The organism is Cellulomonas endometrii, from assembly GCF_949769265.1.
Taxonomy (GTDB): Bacteria; Actinomycetota; Actinomycetes; order Actinomycetales; family Cellulomonadaceae; genus Cellulomonas; species Cellulomonas endometrii.
The window spans coordinates 21,928-40,846 of record NZ_CATKPC010000009.1; the positions used below are offsets into that span (position 1 = coordinate 21,928).

The 18,919-nt window shown below is 68.5% G+C and carries 14 protein-coding genes and 1 tRNA gene; 2 read left to right on the forward strand and 13 right to left on the reverse strand.

Annotated features, from left to right (window positions below):
• Nucleotides 1–55 precede the first annotated feature (55 nt).
• The 4 genes from QNH85_RS11160 to QNH85_RS11175 all read right to left on the reverse strand — a co-directional run bounded on the left by QNH85_RS11160 (nucleotide 56) and on the right by QNH85_RS11175 (nucleotide 5,305).
• Complete coding sequence (locus QNH85_RS11160) at nucleotides 56–2,116, reverse strand: DEAD/DEAH box helicase (protein WP_282946708.1); 2,061 nt, start codon at nucleotides 2,114–2,116, stop codon at nucleotides 56–58.
• A 624-nt stretch (nucleotides 2,117–2,740) separates the two neighbouring features.
• Nucleotides 2,741–2,813, reverse strand: a tRNA-Arg gene (locus QNH85_RS11165).
• Between the two features lie 200 nt (nucleotides 2,814–3,013).
• A complete protein-coding gene (locus tag QNH85_RS11170; RefSeq protein WP_282946524.1) occupies nucleotides 3,014–4,237 on the reverse strand; it encodes a hypothetical protein in 1,224 nt (407 codons plus the stop codon).
• Between the two features lie 171 nt (nucleotides 4,238–4,408).
• Entirely contained in the window at nucleotides 4,409–5,305 is an 897-nt protein-coding gene (locus tag QNH85_RS11175; protein ID WP_282946526.1) for a hypothetical protein, read from the reverse strand.
• A 607-nt stretch (nucleotides 5,306–5,912) separates the two neighbouring features.
• Here QNH85_RS11175 and QNH85_RS11180 point away from each other — a divergent pair.
• Entirely contained in the window at nucleotides 5,913–6,308 is a 396-nt protein-coding gene (locus QNH85_RS11180; protein WP_282946528.1) for a hypothetical protein, read from the forward strand.
• 119 nt (nucleotides 6,309–6,427) lie between these two features.
• Here the strand turns inward: QNH85_RS11180 and QNH85_RS11185 are convergent, their stop codons facing one another.
• The 5 genes from QNH85_RS11185 to QNH85_RS11205 form a co-directional block, all read right to left on the reverse strand.
• Nucleotides 6,428–7,363: a hypothetical protein gene (locus QNH85_RS11185; RefSeq protein ID WP_282946530.1), complete on the reverse strand. Its 936-nt coding sequence runs from the start codon at nucleotides 7,361–7,363 to the stop codon at nucleotides 6,428–6,430.
• Entirely contained in the window at nucleotides 7,356–7,718 is a 363-nt protein-coding gene (locus QNH85_RS11190; protein ID WP_282946532.1) for a hypothetical protein, read from the reverse strand. The genes QNH85_RS11185 and QNH85_RS11190 overlap by 8 nt, the downstream gene beginning before the upstream one ends.
• Nucleotides 7,702–8,067, reverse strand: coding sequence for a hypothetical protein (locus QNH85_RS11195; protein WP_282946534.1), 366 nt, complete (start codon nucleotides 8,065–8,067; stop codon nucleotides 7,702–7,704). The genes QNH85_RS11190 and QNH85_RS11195 overlap by 17 nt, the downstream gene beginning before the upstream one ends.
• 258 nt (nucleotides 8,068–8,325) lie before the next feature.
• On the reverse strand, nucleotides 8,326–8,691 hold the full coding sequence (locus QNH85_RS11200; protein ID WP_282946536.1) for a hypothetical protein: 366 nt from the start codon (nucleotides 8,689–8,691) through the stop codon (nucleotides 8,326–8,328).
• Nucleotides 8,688–8,978, reverse strand: a complete 291-nt coding sequence (locus tag QNH85_RS11205; protein WP_282946537.1) for a hypothetical protein — start codon at nucleotides 8,976–8,978, stop codon at nucleotides 8,688–8,690. Before QNH85_RS11205 ends, QNH85_RS11200 begins: the two co-directional genes overlap by 4 nt.
• A gap of 350 nt (nucleotides 8,979–9,328) precedes the next feature.
• Between QNH85_RS11205 and QNH85_RS11210 the strand changes: the two genes are divergently transcribed.
• Nucleotides 9,329–9,586, forward strand: coding sequence for a helix-turn-helix domain-containing protein (locus QNH85_RS11210; protein ID WP_282946538.1), 258 nt, complete (start codon nucleotides 9,329–9,331; stop codon nucleotides 9,584–9,586).
• Between the two features lie 150 nt (nucleotides 9,587–9,736).
• On the opposite strand, the gene QNH85_RS11215 is transcribed toward QNH85_RS11210, so the two are convergent.
• Genes QNH85_RS11215 through QNH85_RS11230 form a run of 4 tightly spaced genes read right to left on the reverse strand, consistent with a single transcriptional unit; the run spans nucleotide 9,737 to nucleotide 18,838 of the window.
• Complete coding sequence (locus tag QNH85_RS11215; protein WP_282946540.1) at nucleotides 9,737–12,892, reverse strand: restriction endonuclease; 3,156 nt, start codon at nucleotides 12,890–12,892, stop codon at nucleotides 9,737–9,739.
• Nucleotides 12,893–14,899 (reverse strand): site-specific DNA-methyltransferase, encoded by a 2,007-nt coding sequence (locus QNH85_RS11220; RefSeq protein ID WP_282946541.1) that lies wholly within the window; start codon nucleotides 14,897–14,899, stop codon nucleotides 12,893–12,895. It abuts the gene before it with no gap.
• A gap of 19 nt (nucleotides 14,900–14,918) precedes the next feature.
• Complete coding sequence (locus tag QNH85_RS11225; protein ID WP_282946543.1) at nucleotides 14,919–15,659, reverse strand: DUF4391 domain-containing protein; 741 nt, start codon at nucleotides 15,657–15,659, stop codon at nucleotides 14,919–14,921.
• A complete protein-coding gene (locus QNH85_RS11230) occupies nucleotides 15,656–18,838 on the reverse strand; it encodes a helicase-related protein (RefSeq protein ID WP_282946544.1) in 3,183 nt (1,060 codons plus the stop codon). Before QNH85_RS11230 ends, QNH85_RS11225 begins: the two co-directional genes overlap by 4 nt.
• Nucleotides 18,839–18,919 lie beyond the last annotated feature (81 nt).

Genomic DNA, 18,919 nt, shown 5'->3' on the forward strand with positions numbered 1-18,919 from the left:
TCCTTCGCGTCGAGTGACGGCGACCGTAACCCGGGCGGCGCGGGAGCGCTCGGCCTCAGCCGACGCCAGGCGCCCCCAGCGCGTCCGTCAGCAGCCCGACCAGCGCCTCCAGCTGCACGTCCGTCGACGACGCCACGTCGTCCTCCCCCGCGCCGTCCAGCGCCCGCGCCGCGAGCCCGGACTTGCTGTCGATGAGCTCGGCGATCTTGGAGTCGATCGTCTGCGCGGCGATGATGCGCCAGGCGGTGACGGGCTCGTCCTGGCCGATGCGGTGGACCCGGTCGATGGCCTGGGTCTGCTCGGCGTAGGTCCAGGACAGCTCGGCGAGCACGAGGTTGGACGCGACCTGGAGGTTGAGCCCCACGCCGGCGGCCGTCAGCGAGCACACGGCGATCGAGACCTCGGGGTCGTTGACGAACGCGGCGACGTTCTTCTCGCGGGTGCGGGTGGTCTGCTCCCCGCGGATCGAGGCGAAGCGGATGCCGCGGTCGGCGAACGTCTGCTCGGCCTGGTCCATCACGTCGACGTGCTTCGCGAAGAACACGACCTTGCCGACGTTGCGGGCGAGCTGCGCGGCGTAGTCGGCGGCGGGGCCGGCCTTCGCCTGGCCGATGCGCCGGACCATCGTGAACACGTTCTCGCCGCCGGTCTTGGAGCTCGAGTCCTTGAGCTCGGACGCGGCGATCCGGCGGGCAAGGTCGAGGTCGATCCCGTCCACGGCGGCCGACTCGCCGCGGGTTGCGATCGCGGTCCGGTAGCGCTCGACCATGCGGGCGGCGAGCGCTGCTTCGGCGGCGCGGATCGAGCGGCCGGTGGCGCCGTCGAGCTCGACGGGGAGGTCCGCGACCCGGCGGGCGGGGATGTCGGCGACCACGTCGGCCTTGCGGCGGCGGACGATGCCCATGTCGATGACGGCGGTGCGGGCGGCGGTGGCGAAGCCCCGGTCGGCGGGCGTCAGGCCCGTGTCCTCGAGGGCGGTCATGAGGGCACCGAGCGGCTGCGTGTCGTCGATCCAGCCGAGCAGCTGCCAGATCGCCCGGAAGTCCTCGATGTCGTTGATCAGCGGGGTGCCGGTCAGGGCCATCATCAGCGGCCGGGCGACGCGCGCGCGGATCCGGTCGGCGATCGCGAGGACGTGCTGCGAGCGCTGCGAGCCCTTGTTCTTGATGAAGTGCGCCTCGTCGACGACCATCCCGCGGAAGCCGAGGTCGCCGAGCCAGCCGACGTGCCGGTCGAGGATCTCGTAGTTCACGATGACGACGTCCGCGAACGCGTCGACCTTCTCGCCGTCGCCGTGGACGACGGTGGCGCGGCGCTCCGGCGTCCAGAGCGCGACCTCGCGCGCCCAGTTCGTCTTCACGACGTTCGGCACCACGACGAGCAGCGGGTACGCGTCGGCGGCGCGGGCGGCGAGCAGCGCCTGCGCGGTCTTGCCGAGGCCGGGCTCGTCGGCCAGCAGGAACGTGCGGTGGCCGGTCGCGGTCGCGGCGACGACCTGCGCCTGGTGCGGCATGAGCTCGCGGCGGGGCGGGACAGGCACCGCGCGGGGCTCGGGCAGCGGCATGCAGGCGGGCGCGCCGGTGGCGGCCTGCTCGAAGGACCGGAACAGCGGCTCGAGCAGCTCCCAGCCGGCCAGCCGGCGGGGCTTCGGGGTCATCCGCTGGGCGGCGGCCTCGAAGTCGGGCGGCAGGAACGGGTTCGCGAGCTGGCGGGAGATCACCGAGCGCGGGACGACCCGGGTGTGCGCGCCGGGCTCCGGCACGACCGGGGCGGGCTCCGGCTCGGGCTCCTCGGGCGGCTCCATGCCGGCGGCGCGCATCATCGTCGCCTTCAGCGCGCGGGCCGCGTCGGAGACCTTCGCGTCCTCCGCGAGCAGCTGCAGGAGCGAGGTGTCGCGGGCGGCGGTGCGGGCCAGCATCGTCGCGACGCCGTCGAGCCGCTTGAGCTGCTCGGCGCGCTTCGCCTCGGTGAGGTCGCCGTCGGCGATCGTCCGGGCGCGCTCCTCGCGCACGAGCAGCGCCACCACCTGGAACTTCGTGCGGGTCGACGGCCGGAGCGGCGGGCGCTGCACGGCGCGGTCGACCTCGGCGGCGGCCTCGGCGAGGACGGGGATCAGGCCCTCCTCGGACCTGCGCGCACCGCGGCGGCGCTGGCCGGCGGCCTGGCGCCCGCCGGACGCGGCGCGCGAGCCCGACGCAGAACGCGAGCCGGAGCCCGCTCCGGACGCGGAACGCGCCCCCGCGGAACGTCGTCGGCCCGAGCCTGGTCCTGCCACATCTCCTCCTTCGACGAGCCACCGCGGCCGCGACGGCGGCACGGCACGCGACGGCTGCACGACGCACCGCGCGTCGGGCACACCCCGGCCGGGCGGTCCGGAGTGCGACCTCCGTGCCCGGGCGGCACCGGCCGGCCCGCCTCCTGGGCCGCAGCCGCCGACCGCCGGGACCTCGCCGCCGTCGACGAGCTCGCGGGCCGGCAGCACTGCACCTGCCGGTCGCCGGGGATTGCCGGACGCCTCGCGGGGCCACGACGTGGACCACCGCGGATGCGTCGCCGTCGGGAGCAGCCTAGCGCCGCCGCGGCACGGCGCGACGCGGCGCATGCACCGATCGGTCGATGCCCGCATCCACCGACCCGCGCGCCGGCCCGGCCGATCCCGGTGCCGCCGCCGGCCGCCGAGGCTTGAGCCATGACGATCACCGACGCCGCGAACCGGGGCAACCCCGCGGTGACGACTCCGTGCGCCTGGGCAGACTCGAACTGCCGACACCCGCTTTAGGAGAGCGGTGCTCTATCCACTGAGCTACAGGCGCGTGGGCCGGGCCAGAAACGTGGTCGGAAACCCGGCGAGGATCGCCCCGGGTAGGTCCGTGCGTGTTCTGGTCGGTCCCGTGCGGCGCGGGTCGGGCCTGGACGGTCCGATCAGCGCGGGTTCAGCCTACCGGTGCGTGGGACGGGGATGCGCCGGTAGCCCCTCGAGGGGGCTGGTGTCGTCGTTCTTCGGTTCGGAGCCTCAGGCCACGAGGCCAGGGGTCTCGTCGCGTTGGCGGCGCCGGTGGTACCAGTCGGCGACGGCGTTGTGCGTGACCGCGAACGACAGCATCACCAGCGCCTGACGCTCGGTGGTGAGAGCGACCATGCGCCCGCGGTAGAGCCAGTCGTCGAGCTGGGAGTGGGACGACTCCGCGTCGTTGCGCCACGCATACGTCTGGTCGTAGACCGGGCTGCCGGGCGGGTGCATCCGCAGGTGCTCCGCTCGGTTGAAGCCGGTCTTCGCGTCCGTCGCCGACGACGTGAGCCGTTCCAGGTGAGAGTGGCCGCACGGGAGTGTCAGTTCGACGTACCACCGCGCTTCGGGTGCCTTCCCGCGAGCGATGACCTTCCCGGGCAGGGCGTGGAACAGCACTGTGACGGCTTCGTCCGCGAGCACCTCGAGCACGCCGAGCGCACCGTTCTGCTTGTAAAGGGTCGTGGCCTGGTCGCAGATGACACCGGTGGACTTGTCGACGTGCTCGCACGTGACGGTCCTGAACTGCTCACGTCCGGCGGTCTGCTCGTGCGGCGGGTTGACGACCGCCAAGCCGGCCTTCATGAGCTCGTCGAGGTGGACGCCGCGCAGAGCACCGTCGTACCGGACGCCGAGCATGCCGGCGGCCCGCTTCTTGAGCTCGAGGAGCTTGCGGACGGCGACACCCGCCTCGCCACCCGATCCCTTCTTCGGCACGAGCGCCAACCCGAGGATCATCCGGGAGTTCGGTAGGGCGTCACCGTCATCGTCGACCAGCCGGGAGGACTGCAGGTAGAACTTCAGGCCGTCGACCGGATGCCCGCCGCCTTCGGTGTGACGCTCGAAGTCGATGTGCTGCCCGGCGGCGATCCGCTTCTTGAGGACCTCGCGGCGCATCGGCATCGCCGGCACAGTTCCGTCGCCGGAGACGACACAGCTGCGAGGAGGGTTCGGGGTCATCGTCATCGACGACTCCAGGATCCCGTGCTCCTGAGCGGTGCGCACCGCCCCGAGCTCGAAGACCTCGACCAGCTTCTCCCAGTACGGGACCAGGTAGGCATCGCGGTTGTACAGACACTGGCCGCGAGTCGGGCCGTGCATGGGAAGGTCGATGCCGCGCTTGGCCCAGACCTTGCGGATCTTGCACCACACGTGACGCTTGCCCATCCAGGACGCCGCTGCGCGATGGGAACCGTGCGCGACGACGAGGAGCATGAACAGGACGTACACCGACACATCAAACTCGCTCGGACGCCCGGGACCATTCTCCTCACGCGGGGGCAGGGCCCGCACCAGGTCCCAGATGATCGGAGCACGCAGCACCTCGTAGGCGCGGTCGTCCTTCGTCCACGAGTAGTCGCCGGACCGGTCGTCGTCGGTGTAAGCCTTCAGCCCCATGGGTCAGCGCTCACCCGCCCAGTCCCATGCCACCGCACGGGCTGCGGTGTCCAGCGATGAGACCCCGAGAAGGCGAGCCGCCAGCTCAATGCGTCCGGTCGCGTCGAAGACGGCTCGCGCGGGCACCGCGGTCAGGGACGTCGGACGCAGCTCGGGGTCGTCACCGAGGCCCGCACGACGCATCACGTCCTTGACCGTCGTGCACACCCGAGCCTGCTTCTGACCGTCGGACCCCTCTGAGCCTGTCGCGAGGACGATCCGGTCCGGTGAAGTGTTGGGCTGGCGCACCAGAAGGAGGTCCCGGCGTGCGGCCAGCGCCTGCAGGTAGCGAGACTCGACGTCCAACGTCCGAGGCGCGAACTTCACCGTTCCAGGTGCGCGCACCGCACCGACCTCGAAGTCGATGTCATCGATCGTGACGTGCCCGACCTCGCCGGAGTGCACGCCGCTGAGCATGAGCGCGACGGTCGCCGCGTGCCGACGCACGCGGCCGCCCGCCCACGCGCGCATCCACAGCAACTCGGTCTCATCGTCGCTGAGGGGGCGAGTCGTCGAGGCCGTCCTCATCGGCAAGTCGATGTCGCGTGCCGGGTCGTCCCATGTGAGGGACAGCTCGCGCGCCGTCCGGTAGAACGCCCGCAGCACGGCACGCCGCACCTGCATCGTGGAGACGGCAGCCTCAGCAACGTCGCCTCGGCGGTCGCGTCCTCGGGCTCGCACGAACGACTCGACGAGCATCACGTCGACACCGGTCAGCGCCTCGACGCCGAACGCCTTCGCGTACCGGGAGAACCGCTGCATCAGCAGGTCGAACTTCTCCAGGCTCTGCGGGCGGAGCTGGTCGTTGTCCGACCAGTGGGCCACAACCCGGGTGCGGGCTTCGTCGATGGTGATGTTCATGGCCGACCGTCCAAGAAGCATCGGGGCGGAGAACGCGCCCTGGACCCACGTCGTGGGGCTGGTAGTGGAATCGCCCGGGGCCCGGGTGAGGTGCGCTGTGCGGGGCAGGTACGACGACGTGCCCGCCTGGCGGTGACCTCGGGTGGTCGCCGGGCGGGTGGACGCGGTCGTGATCACAGCGTTCGTCTGCACGACTTCAACGTCTCAAGCGGGTCTTACAGAGCACATCCGCGGCCCCGAAAAGCCCTCCCCGCATCTGGTTCGCTCGACCGCGGGAACGGCGACGACGTCGGTCGCGGTGAACATCGCCGCAGGTCAGCGCATATCCGGCACCTTCGGTGCACAGGTGCAACGAGGGGGCACGCTCCGAGCAGCCAGCGCCTACCGCCTCACCTAGCCCGCACTAGCGAACGCCTGGCTATCACGCGCGGTTTACGGAGCACTTCTGCGGCCCTGAAATTCTGGTCCCCGGATCCGGCGACCTAGCCCCTTCGATTCACGGGGCACTTCTGCGGCACCGAAGATCGCTCGCCGGGCACCCGCCCCATACCCACTTACGGTGCACGAATCTTGCACCGTAAGTCGCTCGCCGGTTAGCGTCCGCGCCATGGAGGTCCGGAACTGCGAGCGGTGCGGCACGCCGATCCACCAGGACCGGGGGCGGCCCGCGAAGATGCATCCCGCATGCCGTCAAGCAGCCCGGTCCGAGTACGACAAGGATCGGCCCGCGCGCCGGCGCGCCACCGAAAATCGGATGCGGCCGGCGATGCTGCAGATCGTCAAGAAGCTCGCGACCGCCAAGGGTCGCGCCGAGGTGCACGAGCTCACGCAGTGGGCGGACCGGGCTCTCAGGGACGAGCTCGCGAAGAACATCAGCAGCCATGACCGACTCGCTCACGGTCGGCGCCTGGAGGTCGTGGACCTCCTCGACCAGACCGTCCGGCACGCCGCCCGCATTCCCGGGCTGAACAAGGCGAGCACTCGCGAGCTCGACGAGAAGTGACCGGCTGACGCCGAGAACAGCACCAGGCACGGGAACCTCCAGGGACGTGACGTGCACTCCGAGACCGCGACGGGTCTGACTGGCGGTGCGGGCCGGGGACGGCTCGCGACGCGGGCGCCTCAGGCCGGCTCGTCGCCGAACCAGCGCACGGCTTCCTGCTCGTCGACGTGGAGCATCAGCGAGATCAGCCACCACGGATCACCGGCCGCGCGGGCACGCTGAACCGCGCCCCGGAGCCGGTCGTCGGCGTCCTGCCAGGCGCGGTGAGCGACCCCGACCACCCGCAGGTGCCGGCCGGTGCGCCAGCCATCCCCGCCGTTCGGGAGCTCGTAGTCGTCGAGCCCGGTGCGGACGGGCGTGACCTCGTCACGTAGTGGCACACCGCACGCCGGGCAGAACCGGTCGGCGTCATGGTGCGGGTGCGTGCACTTCTCCCGGCGCAGCTGGGTGCGCACCGCGGCGGCGACGACCCGCAGCGCCCGCCGGTGGTTCACCCACCGGCCGGTGAACAGGTCGGCCGAGTCACCGCTGCGCGCCACGACGAGACGAGCACCTGCGGGGGCCCGCCACGGGTCGAGGTCTGGCTGACCTGCGGGCGCGACGACCACGGTGTACGTGCCCCCTCGATCGCGGAGGTAGTACCGGCGGCCGTCGACTCGACCGGCGATCACCCAGGGCGCACCCGGGACCTCCTCGGTCGCTTCGATGTCGAGCTCCGCCGCGGCAGCCTTCAGGTCCCGCATGCTCTCCAGCCGCGCGGCCTCCATCTCGGGGCGCTGCTGCTCGATGACTCGGTTGCCCTCCACGAGGTGCGCGGCGCGGTCGGTGCCGGTCCACTGGCACGAGCACAGGTCGCTTCCGTGCTTGTCGGGCTGGCCGGGTCGCGGGTGGCAGGAGCACTCGCAGGCGGCTGCGGCGTCGGGGTCGGGGTCGCGGATGTTCCCGGGCTGGACGTCCAGGAGCTGGCGGCGGGCAGCGGTGCGCTCCTCGCGGGTGCGCTCAGGCTCCTGGTCGGCGGCACCGAACGGTGCAGCGTCGGGGCCGTCGTCAGCCACGTGCGTCCACCTCCGGCAGCTCGTCGACCGTGACCACGGGCGTCGTGCGGCGCACGGTCAGGTCGGCGGCCGGGTCGAGCGGCTCGAGGTATAGCCACATGTCCTCGCCGATCACGATGCCGTTCGCCATGGTCACGCCGACCCGGTGCTGAACGCCCGTGACGTGCACAGCCTGGTCGTCGCGGCGAAGCGTTCCGAGCGGGTACCTCGGGTCGTCCCCGGCAGGGCCGGAGGTGATCCTGGTGGCGGTGACCGTGCCGTTCGGACCGGTGGACTCGATCAGGTGCATCGCTCCGGAGGCGGTCGTCACGAGCCACCGCCCGGCGCGGTGCAAAGGGTCAACGGGTGCGCTCATCGGGCCCGCCGTCCTCGCCGGGGTGCACGATCGGGTGCAGCGGCTGTTGCATGGGGGGCCGCAGCAGGCCGATGACGTCCCAGCCGAACGCCGCGGCGTCGAAGCGGCCGGTGCGCCAGTGCGCCCAGGACAGGGCGGCCGCGTTCAGGTACCGCTCGTGCTGCAGAGTCCACGTGTCCCACGCGACGATCACCGCGATGCGCGTGCCACCGTCGGTCAGCACGATCGGGGTCCCCGCGTTCAGGTCGGGCACGAGTTCGTCGTAGTGCGGGACGACGTCGGCCACCGGCTCGAGACGTTCCAGGTGCTCCCACACGGACCCGCGCAGTCGCTCAGCGGGCCCCGTCACCGCCGTCACCGCCCTCCGCGGGGCGTTCCACGGCGTGGGCCGAGGACGGGCCCGACTCCGCTTCCGGACGGCGGCGCAGGATCCGAGTCACGCCGGTGGCGCGCCCGGCGACGTCGAGCACCCCAGTCCGCCACGCGCTCCTGAACGCCGCGGTCACGCCGGGGAGCCTCTTGCGCAAGTCCACGAAGACGGGCACGGCGTCTTCGGCGAGCTCCACCCGGGTCGACAGCGACCACAACCACGGGCGCTGGACGCCGGTCACAGCCGGTCGTCCTGCGGGAAGGCCGGCAGTGCCGCGAGTTCCTCGGCTTCGACGTAGTCGATGGAGGTCACCAGCCGCTGGATCCAGTAGCCGTACTGCTGGCCACCGGGCTCGAAGTCGTAGGTGTACTTGTGGCGGTCCCCCACCCGGATGACGCCCTGATCGCCGGCGAACAGCGACTCGACCGCGACCAGCGGCGCCCACCGGTCGTCGGCGAAGCCGAGAGAGGACCCCGGTCCGGGCTGGCGCAGCAGCAGCCAGGAGTCCGCGTCCACGTAGTAGACGGTCTGGCTCGCAGACCGCACCGCCCACACCCCGGCCGCGTCGGCGAGGACGAGTTCGTCGACGTGCATGCCAGTCACGGCCTGATCCGGAAGGCGGGGACCGGGTGGTGCTCGTCCCACGGTTCGGGGGTCGGGTCGCCGTGCACCGCGGCGCGGACCTCGACGTCGGGCGTCCGGCCCGCGGAGTGCTCGAGCATGGTCCGCACGGCGCTCTCGTACCCTTGGCGCCACCCGCGGCGGTACTGCTCGCGGGCGCGCAGGCCCCCGGACCCGGCGACCACGGTGATAGCGAAGCAACTGACGGCGATGCCGACGGGCTCGCCGGTCAGGAGCGAGGCGATGCCGCCGATGAGTGCGACGGCCACAGTCGCGATGGTCGGCGCCCACCACAGGACCTGGGCCCGCGCCGCGGACTCGGGGCGGAGCCTACGGAGAGCGGAATCGGACTGTCGCATGGTCGCCTTCCCTCGCTGAGCGGGTGGGACGTCGCGCGCGTCGGCTGCTTCAGGGGATGGTGCGACCTTCCCCGCGCCTCATCTCGCGTCGACCGAACTCCACTCATAGTAGACATCGCCGAGCGTCCGTCAAGCCCCGGGGAGCCCCCGCTGACCTCGGGAGGAGGACTGTTAGTAGTAACGTCTAGACAATGATGGTCGATCATGCCTCCACTCATAGGGGGTCGATGTGCGACCTCCGGCCTCCTAGCGTCGAGCGGGTGCAGCGCCAAGAACCGGAAGCGACCCAGTTGCGCGCTTTCGGTGCGACCCTGCGGCTGATCAGGACCGACGCCGGTCTGACACAGGAACAGCTCGCACACGCCGCCGGCGTCGGACGCACCTACATCGGCGAGGCCGAGAACGGCGTGCGGAACCCGACGCTCACAACGATCTGGCAGCTTGCCGCCGCGCTGCGCGTATCGCCGCGATCGTTCTTCCCCCACGTGGAGCCAGAGGAGCCCTACGGTCGCCCGTGACGCCAGTACGCGCACCCTTCATGACCCGAATGCCGGGACGCGGACTGGAACGCGACCGAACTGGGCCGCCCCGGGCTCAGTGGAGGAGCCGCGATGGAACCCGGCTCGGTGTGCACGAGTAGGACCCGGTCTCGCGGCGCCCGACCTTGCCTACCCCGCGGGGCTGCGGTGCGCCAACTCTGGGGCGACATCGATGTACGCGCCGACGTCTGCCACCGACACGACCGGGTGTGTCGGGTAGATCAGGTCGGCGTAGCCGCTGGAGACTCTCACGGCCTCGAAGTGCCGGACCGCCGAGTCGATCTTGTGCCGCTCGGAGGCCCGGAGCTTGCTCTTGTCCGTCGTGCCCTTAGTCTCGACGACGAAGTAGAGGCTCTTCTCCCCGTCCCGTTCGATGACGGCCGCCCAGTCGGGGTTGTAGTTCCCGAGCGGCGTAGGAATCCGAAACCGCGATGGGAGCTTGACGAAGAGCTTGACGTCGCTCTGCTTCTCCAACTGGTCGGCGAAGGCCCGCTCGACCTCCGAGTCCGTGACGAGCGACTCGAACACCGACTTGGCGAACTTCTTCGGCTCTCCGTACTCGTCAACGATGATGTTCCCGCCGTCGCCGACATACCCAGCCAGGTCGTCGTCCGTGAAGATCTCCTGCGAGTACCAGCGCTCGTCGTCGTGTCGGTCCGCCGGGACCGGCTCGTACTTCACGCCATCGACGAGGAGCTCCTCCTTGGCCGTGGTGACGGCTGTCGTGACCTCGTCGATGAACCTCTGCGGGTTGTGCCTGAACTGGTGGAGCCTCCCGGACTCCGTCAGCACGTGCGCCAGCGTGGCTCTCGTCAGCTGCGTCCTGTCAGCGAGCACCGAGAGGATGTCGGGCAAGTCGTTCGCATCGGCGTACTCAACCTGGGCACGAGACTGAGAAGCAGCACCCTCGCCGACACCCATCTGGTCGAGCTTCACCCTCGTGCTCACCCAGGACGCCTTCCGCCGCGGCACAGGCGGCATCGCCACGAGTGCAGCCGTCAGCTCCTCCCGGAGGATCTGCTCGTCAACGTCGACCGAGTAGACGGTGCGGTGCTTGATCCGGTCCCACAAGGCGCGGAACTCGGGGCCTTCGAGCCGTTCCTTGACGAGCGGGACGTCGCGGCGTTCGCGGGCCTTCTTGATGTCGATCGGCCTGGCGACGCGGCGAATCGCGTCGAAGACCGTCTTTACCGCAGGCTGAGGGACGACCGTCCTAAGCGTCTCGAGAAGCGCGTCGGGCTCGCTGCGGACCATCTCCCGCAGGGCGTCTTGGACATTGCCCTTGGCGTCAACATGGCCGGCGTCGCGCAGCGTCGTGACGAGCGCCTTCGCAGTCTCCGCGCCGAGTGGCACCACAGGTGCGCCGTCCGCGTCGCTCTCCTTGAACTTGAGCGCGGCAAGGGCATCGACTGCGATGAGCCCGAACACCATGCCGAGGTCCTCGGCAAGCTCCTTCTGCAGGCCGTCGGCGAACGTCGCGTAGTCCTCGTTCGCGATGACCGTGAGCCGGTTGATCATCTGTCCGTGCACGCGTTCGAGGTGCCCGTCAGGGTGCAGCTCCATCGCCAGGCGCAGGCCACGCCCGATCGCCTGACGACGCCAGCGTTCGGTGCCCATGTTCCGCAGCACACAGATCTGGAAGACGTTCGGGTTGTCCCAACCCTCCTGGAGCGCGGAGTGGCTGAAGATGAAGCGGATGGGAGTGCCCGGCGTGGTCAGCCACTCCTTGTTCTTCATGATCTGCTCGTAGGCCAGGGACGCCTGCTGGCGGCCCTTGTCAGTCGTCTCCGCCGTGTCGACGAAGGTGTCCCCACCCTTCTTGCTTCGGTCGATGGAGAAGTACCCCTGGTGCGCCTCGGCAGCGACCTCCTGGGGAGACTTCGTCGTGCGGAGAATCTCGTACTTCGACTCCGTCGCGATCTTCGCGTACTCCTCCTCAAAGATGCGTGCGTACTCGCCGAGCTGAGCATGGCCGTCCTCGTAGACGCGGTACTTGGAGACGGAGTCGACGAAGAACAGGCTGAGCACCTTGATCTTGGGAGCACCGGCCTTGGCGCGCTCGGTGAACTCGACCTCCTTGGCCAAGTGCTGGCGGATGGTGCGGGCGATCATTCGCCGGGCCCGCTCCTCGGCCGTCAGGTCGTCGCCCACGGTTTCGCCGGCGCGAAGGGGTTTGGAGAGCGTGGACAGCTCGATCCACTGGTCGTCGCCCGCCCCGATATTCTCGACGTCGAGGTGCCGGTAGCGCTCCAGGCCGGTCTCGTCGGCAAGATTGTCGCCGACCTCGACGGTGATCGTCCTGCGCTTGGTACCCGAGGGGGGATCGACCTCGATCTTGGCGCGGAAGTTGCCGCCCGCCCGGGAGGTCGAGATCAGCTTGACGTAGGCCGAGGTGCCAGATGCCTCTGTCTCTAGTGAGTCGATCTCGATCTGCTTGACGAGCTGCTGGTCGTAGGCGGCGATGGCGTCGAGTCGGTACACGAGGTTCGCCTTGTCACCCTTGGGGTGCGTGGCCGAGTACCGGACCGTGGCCAGGGCGTTGAACTCCTCCAGGGCCTTGCGGCCGGCACCCTTGCGCTTGCCAAAGCCGGCGTCCCCGTAGACCGACTGCGGTTCGTCGACGATGATGATCGGCCGTGTCGCCCTGATGAGGTCGATGGCGGCCTCGCCGCCAAGGGCTTCGGCGTTCTTGTAAATGTTGTTCGTCGTCTTGTTGATCGCCGCGACCGTCACGATCATGATCTGGACCGAGTCCGCGACGGCGAAGGACCTCACGCGCGACAGGTTCGCCGAGTCGTACTGGAAGTGCTCCATCGCCGGGTTGCCGTACAGCGAGCCGAGGTGCTCGCGCAGCTGGGAGATCGAGGTCTCGACGCCCTCCTTGATCGCGACCGACGGCACGACGATGACGAACTTGGTGAACCCGTACTTCTCGTTGAGCTCGTAAATGGTCCGCAGGTAGACGTACGTCTTGCCGGTCCCGGTCTCCATCTCGACGGTGAAGTTCATCGACTCCAGGGAGTCCTCGGGCACGAGGCCGGTCGCGTCCTGAACCTTGTGGAGGTTGCCGAGGATGGACTCGTCGTCGAGACGGAGCCGGTTGCCGACACCGAGGTCGGAAAGTTCATCGAAACCGGCCTGGACACCGGCGTTCGCGAGCACGGTGAAGTTCGAGACCATCGCCTCCTGGCCTTTGAACAGCCCCGTGACGGCGTCGATGGCCTGGCGCTGGTACTCCAGGTCGGACTCGAACTTCCACGAGCTCGACGATGCTGTGGTTGCCACTCAGATGCTCCGGAGATTGGTGATGCCAGCCTGGTTCAGCGCGGCGGCGAGGTTGAGCTTGGCTGCGGAGTCGGCGAAGCCGGTGTCGCGGACGACGACGGCCGCCTCGGTGACCGGGCCCTCCTCGTCGCGCCAGGTGCGGATCGCCTGAGCGATCTGCTTCGACTCGTCGACGGTGATGTCGGTCCCGAAGTAGGCGAACATCGTGCCGGCACCCAGGTTGTACAGCGGAGATCCCGCGACGTCCTGCTGCTCGACGGGCGTAGTCAACTCCAGGCCAAGACGCAGCATCATCTCGACCAGAAGGTCGTCTGTGGTGCGCCCTGGCAGCAGGTTGTCGACGGCGGTCGCCACGGCATCCTCAAGCGACTGCTCGCCGATGGTGCCGTCCCACTTGCGAGTGTTCGATTCGGCGAGGTGATACGAGCGGAAGCCTAGGTCGAGGCTTCCCGCATTCAGGCCCTGAACGTCGGCGATGGCCTTTCCCGCGCGACGCAAGCGCTCCCGGGCGATGTCTGCGATCGTCTTGTACTTGGCGTGCTCGACTGGCTCGTCAATCTGCACGAGAATGTACTGCCGTCGGCCGCCGGCTTCTGGGTCCTCAAGAGCGTCCGTCGCGTTTAGCTCCATCACGGCGTGGCCAGTCGAGCCCGACCCCGCAAAGAAGTCGAGGACGACTGCGTCCCTGTTGGACCCTGATACCGCGTTGATCCAGGCCCCAAGCACGCCTGTGTCCTTCGGATAGTCGAACACCTTCTCGCCGAGAAGGCGCGCCAGGCCGTCGCTGGCGGGCGCCCGTTCCTGGGTCACGATGGGACGGATCGCCTGTTCATCCATGTCCGAGAGGAGGCGCTTGAACCGAGGAGTGGTTGTGTGGTCAGGGCCGAAGATGATCTGCCCCTGCTTGATGCGCTCGTCCATCGCCTCACGCGAGAGTCGCCAACCGTTGGGGTGCATTGGGACCGGTTTGCCAGTCTTGGGATGCAGAACATCGAACCGCAGGTTCTCGCGCGGGTTAGGGCTCGCGAGGTTGTCACGAGTGAAGATCCGGCCTTGCTCATCGATCTCGCTGTATGCCTTGAGCCCAGGCTCGGTATCCGGACGCGTGCGCCACCATTCGCGGAAGAGCTCGGTCGCGACGGCGGCGTTGTGCTTCGACTTCTCCCACGCCTTGGCCCCAGCCTCGATGACCAGGTCGTACCCCTTCTTCGGGGTCTTGAAGCGGACGTCGTTGGCGACCAGGACGTTCTTGTTGGCCGCGTAGATGAGCATGTAGTCGAGGCCGCCGGACGTGAAGCGTGCGTCGTTCTTGCCGGAGCCCTGCCACACGACGTTCGCGAGGAAGTTCTCGGAGCCGAAGACTTGGTCGAGGAGCATCCGGAGGTTCGCGTGCTCGTTGTCGTCGATCGCGGCGATGACGACGCCTGTCTGCTTGAGCAGGTCCCGCGCCGCCCACAGGCGGGGGTGCATCATGTCGAGCCACGCTGAGTGGCGCCGCCCAGAGGCGTCAGTGTTCTTGACGAGGCGGCCTTCGTCATCGCGCTCGCCAATCTGAGCCTCGAACTCGTCCTTCGGCGTCACCCGGGAGTCGTGATAAACGAGGTCGCTACCGGTGTTGTACGGCGGGTCGATGTAGATGACATCGACCTTGCCGGCGTAAGCCCGGCGGAGCAGGCGCAGCACTTCGAGGTTGTCGCCCTCGATGACGAGGTTCTTGGTCGAGTCCCACTGCACCGACTCATCGGGGCGTGGGAGCACCGTTCCGGTCGGGGGGAGCAGGGCGAGCCGCCTTGATGCGGCCTTCCCCGGCCACGAGAGGCCGAACTTCTCCGCAGTCGACGGGAGTGCTTCCTCGCCAACGAGCTGCTTCAGCGCCTCGAAGTCGATGCCGTCCTCGGTGACGGCTTCGGGGAACACCTCGCTGACGAGACGTGCCAGAGTCTGTGCGTTGGTCTTGGCTTCGCCGGGTCCGGCGAGGGTGTCGATGGGTTCGAACGGCTCTGTCACGATCCTGCTCTCGGTTCTACTAGCGGTGTTGTTGCTGGTGGTGAGCGTAGAGGAGGCCCCTGACATCCTCGATCTCGGCGTGCAGCGTCTTGGCCCGTGTGTTCAAGTGGATGCGCTTCGGAAGGGACTTTTCCTTCTGTGCCTGGCGTGTGACGGTAGTGAGATCGGCTTGGAGGCCGTCGAGGCGGCGGCGCTCGGTGATGGCGTGCTCGGCGTCAAGGTCAGGCGACCCGTTGCCGTCGGTCGCGATCGCCTTAGCAAGGTCCTTGTAGTACGCCCAGAGATCGGTGCGGACAAGCTGGCCGACGTTGAGTGAGCCTTCGGGTAGCGAGGCGAGGTCTCCGGCGATGGATGCCTCGACGACGGAGCGTGAGTCGTCGGTCTGGCTGACCCGGGTCAGTGCGGCGGAGATCGCCACCCCGTCATCAGGTGCCTTGAGCAGGACGATTACGGGGCGTGGCATCGAGCGGTGCACGAGGTCGAGGGCGCGCGCCTGGTCCTTCGCACTGACCTGGCCTGCGAGCACGAGCGAGATCACCGCGACGTCCTGAACACGCCGCCCGGGTTCGCGATGTTCGGCGATGCCCGTGGTGGCGGGGGTGAGCACCGCTTCGACGGTCGCGCTGGCGATGGCGTTGGTGGTGAGTTTTCGGTCGTTGGCGGTCTCGGCGGCCATGTCGAGCAGGAGCTTCTTGGTGAGCCGCTCGCCGACGAGTGCGCGCTCGGGGAGCCCAAGGGCTTGGACGGGGTCGGATGTCACGGTACGAGCGCCATCCACGCGATGAGGTCGACCGACGCCCGCCCGGCAGAGGCGCCGCCACGACCGAGGAGCGAGGGGCCTGCGGTGAAGAGCGATGCCACGCGGTTCTCGGTGCCCTTGCCGGTCGCCGCGGTGATCGCGGCCTCGAGCAGCCCGCGGTAGTGGTGCATCCGCGCGCCGCCTCGTGTCCGCCTGGCAAAGCTCGCGACCGCTTCGGCATCGACTGAGGGCGCGTCCATGCCGTGTCGCCGCAGGACGTCCAGGGCGAGCTTGGGCTCGTCGACCGCGTGGGCGACCATGCCGTCGTCGGTAACGTAGAGCAGCAAGAAGGGGGCGAGCGGATAGGCCGGCGGAAGCGGGATCTCCTCGTCGCGGACGCGGAGCAAGAACACGGCCCCTGGGCCGAGGCCCTCGGCGTCAAGGGTGGCGTCGAACCGCGCGACTCCATGGAGGGCCTGGGGCCACTGTGCCAGTTCGGCGAGAGCGTTGGCGTCGCGGGCCGCAGCGTCCATGCGGAAGTCGGAGAGGGTGAGATCGGTGATGCTCAGCCCGCCGGCGAGATCCTCCATCGTCGGGGCGGCGGTCTGCATCTGCTCAAGCTGTTTGCGCCGGTACTCGAGGTCGTTCATCGCCTTCTGCTCGGCCTCGGTGAGGAGGTTCTCCTCGCCAGTAGCGGACACGTCGAGCAGCGCCATGCGGCCCGAGACACGCTTTTCGAGGTTGATGTACGACTCCAGGTCGAGGTCCGGCCAGAAGTTCACGAGCTGCACGCTGGTGTTCTGGGTGCCGAGCCGGTCCACGCGGCCGAAGCGCTGGACGATCCGAACCGGGTTCCAGTGGATGTCGTAGTTGACGACGGTGTCGCAGTCCTGGAGGTTCTGGCCCTCGGAGATCGCATCGGTGGCGATGACGAGATCGATCTGGTCGGCGGCCGGGTCCCCGGACTTCGACAGTGGCGAGAACGCTGTCAGGACGCCGAGCATGTCCGTTCGCGGCATCTTGAGCGTGGCCTTGGCCGTCGAACCCGTCACGAGCGCGACGTGGATGCCGAACTCCTTCTGCGCCCACGGGGCGATGTGCTCGTACAGGTACTCCGCGGTGTCGGAAAAGGCCGTGAAGACGAGGGCCTTGCGGTTGCCGGTGTTGTAAGGGTTCTCGATCTTCTCGCGCAGATTGTCCTTGAGCTTGGCGAGCTTGAGGTCGCGGGCAGGTGTGACGACCGACATCTCGTCGAGAAGCTCGCGGAGTGCGTCGCGGTCCTCTTCGAGCTCCTGGCGCCAGCGGGGGCGGTCGATGTCCGGCAGGAGGACCTTCACGTTCGAGCCGACGACGGCGTCCTCGAACATCGGGTCGTCGAAGTTGAGGTCGTCCCAGTCGCGGCCCTCGATCTCTGCGAGCGAGATGGCGCGGGAGTGGTCGGCATCGTAGGCGTCGAGCTTGTCGATCGTTGTCTGGACCGTGTGGAGCATCTTGCCGACGGTCATCGCCATGGAGTTCACCGAGGACTCGAGGCGCTTGAGCAGGTTCACCCGCAGGAGGTGAACGACGTTGTTGTCCCGGTGCTCCTGGCGGAAGATGCGCTCCCCGGACCCGGCGATCCTGTGGTCATAGAGGTGGGCGTACCTGTCGCGATGGCTGGGCAGGACGTACGACATCGGCTTGTACGAGGCGAGGTTCAGCCCGAGGATCTTGCGATTGAGGTCCGCAAGGGGCATGAGCTCGTCGCGGGCGTCGATGGCCGACTTGATGTTGACCGGCTTGCGGCGGTCCGGGAATCTCCCCACGTCGGAGGTCCCATAGTACTTCTCGATGTGCTTGCGCGACCGAGCGATCGTGACCAGATCGAGGAGCCGGATGTAGTCCAGGCCGAGGTGGCTCACGAGTGACTGCGCCGATCGCTGCGCCTCCGGTGTCGCCTGCCAGGCGCGGAACCGGGTCTGAGCTTGCCGCAAGGTGGACGCGATGCTCTTGATCCCGTCACCGACCAGGGCATCGTCGTTGCCCTCCGTAGCGAACAGCACCTGGTTCTTCAGGTCCGCAAGACGCGTGTTCACCGGGGTGGCAGAGAGCATCAGGACCTTGGTCTTCACCCCTGCCCTGAAGACGTCCTCCATCAGCTTCTGGTACCGCGTCTTGGTGTCCCGCCGTAGCTGGGGGTTGTTGCGGAAGTTGTGTGACTCGTCGATCACGACAAGGTCGTAGTTGCCCCAGTTGATGTGGGAGAGATCGATGTCGCCCGAGAACCCGATGTCCCGGCTGAGGTCCGTGTGGTTGAGGACGTCATAGTTGAACCGGTCATCAACGAGTGGGTTGCGCACGTCATTGCTGCGATAGATCGTCCAGTTCTCACGAAGTCTCTTGGGCGCCAGGACCAGGACGCGGTCGTTACGGAATTCGTAGTACTTGATGACCGCGAGCGCTTCGAACGTCTTCCCGAGGCCGACGCTGTCGGCGATGATGCAGCCGTTGTGTCGCTCGAGCTTCTGGATGGCACCGAGGACGCCGTCGCGCTGGAACTTGTAGAGCTTCTTCCACACCTGGGTCTCGTAGAAGCCCGTCATTCCGCGCCGACGGGTGTCGTCGGCGGACTCGGCGAGGAAGTCCTCGAACAGCGCCGTGATGACCCGTAAGTACACGGACTCGGGATCGTTGTCGCGAACTAGCTCGCGCAGACGGGCGAGGAACTGGTCGCCGACCGGCGCCGCAAGAGTGTGGTCACCCCAGAGCTGTGCCATCTGCTTGGCGATCGGTGCCACTGCCTGGTCGCCGACGTGCTCCTGCAGCAGCTGAAGACTCTCAGCCGCGATGACACCCAGACTCTCGGAGTCGAACCCGGCGCCCGTTAGTGCGTACGGTGCCGGGCCGTCCACGTGCACCCAGGTCTCTCGCGTCCGCCGCCTGAGCTCACGCACGTCAAGATGCTGCTCGGCCCAGCTCAGGCAGCGTTGCGCGACGCGGTGCTGGTCGAGCCTTGATCGCAGCAGGTGCTCCGCGTCGAGGCCGTTGAGCGGCTCGTCGAGCGCCCCGCGCCACAGGAGAAGTCTCATGTCGACGTCGGTGAGTAGATCCTCGAACGCGTCGAACGCGAAGATGGAGAACGACTCGGAAAGCGACGAGACCGCGTCCGCGTCAGTCAGATACGCACGCAGCTGATGGATGGGGTCGTCTTCGCCCGTCACCTACACCCCCGCCATGCTGGACCGTCCCGACGGGCGCCAGGTCCGCGCCCGCGCAGATTCTATCGATCGGAAGGCCCAGTC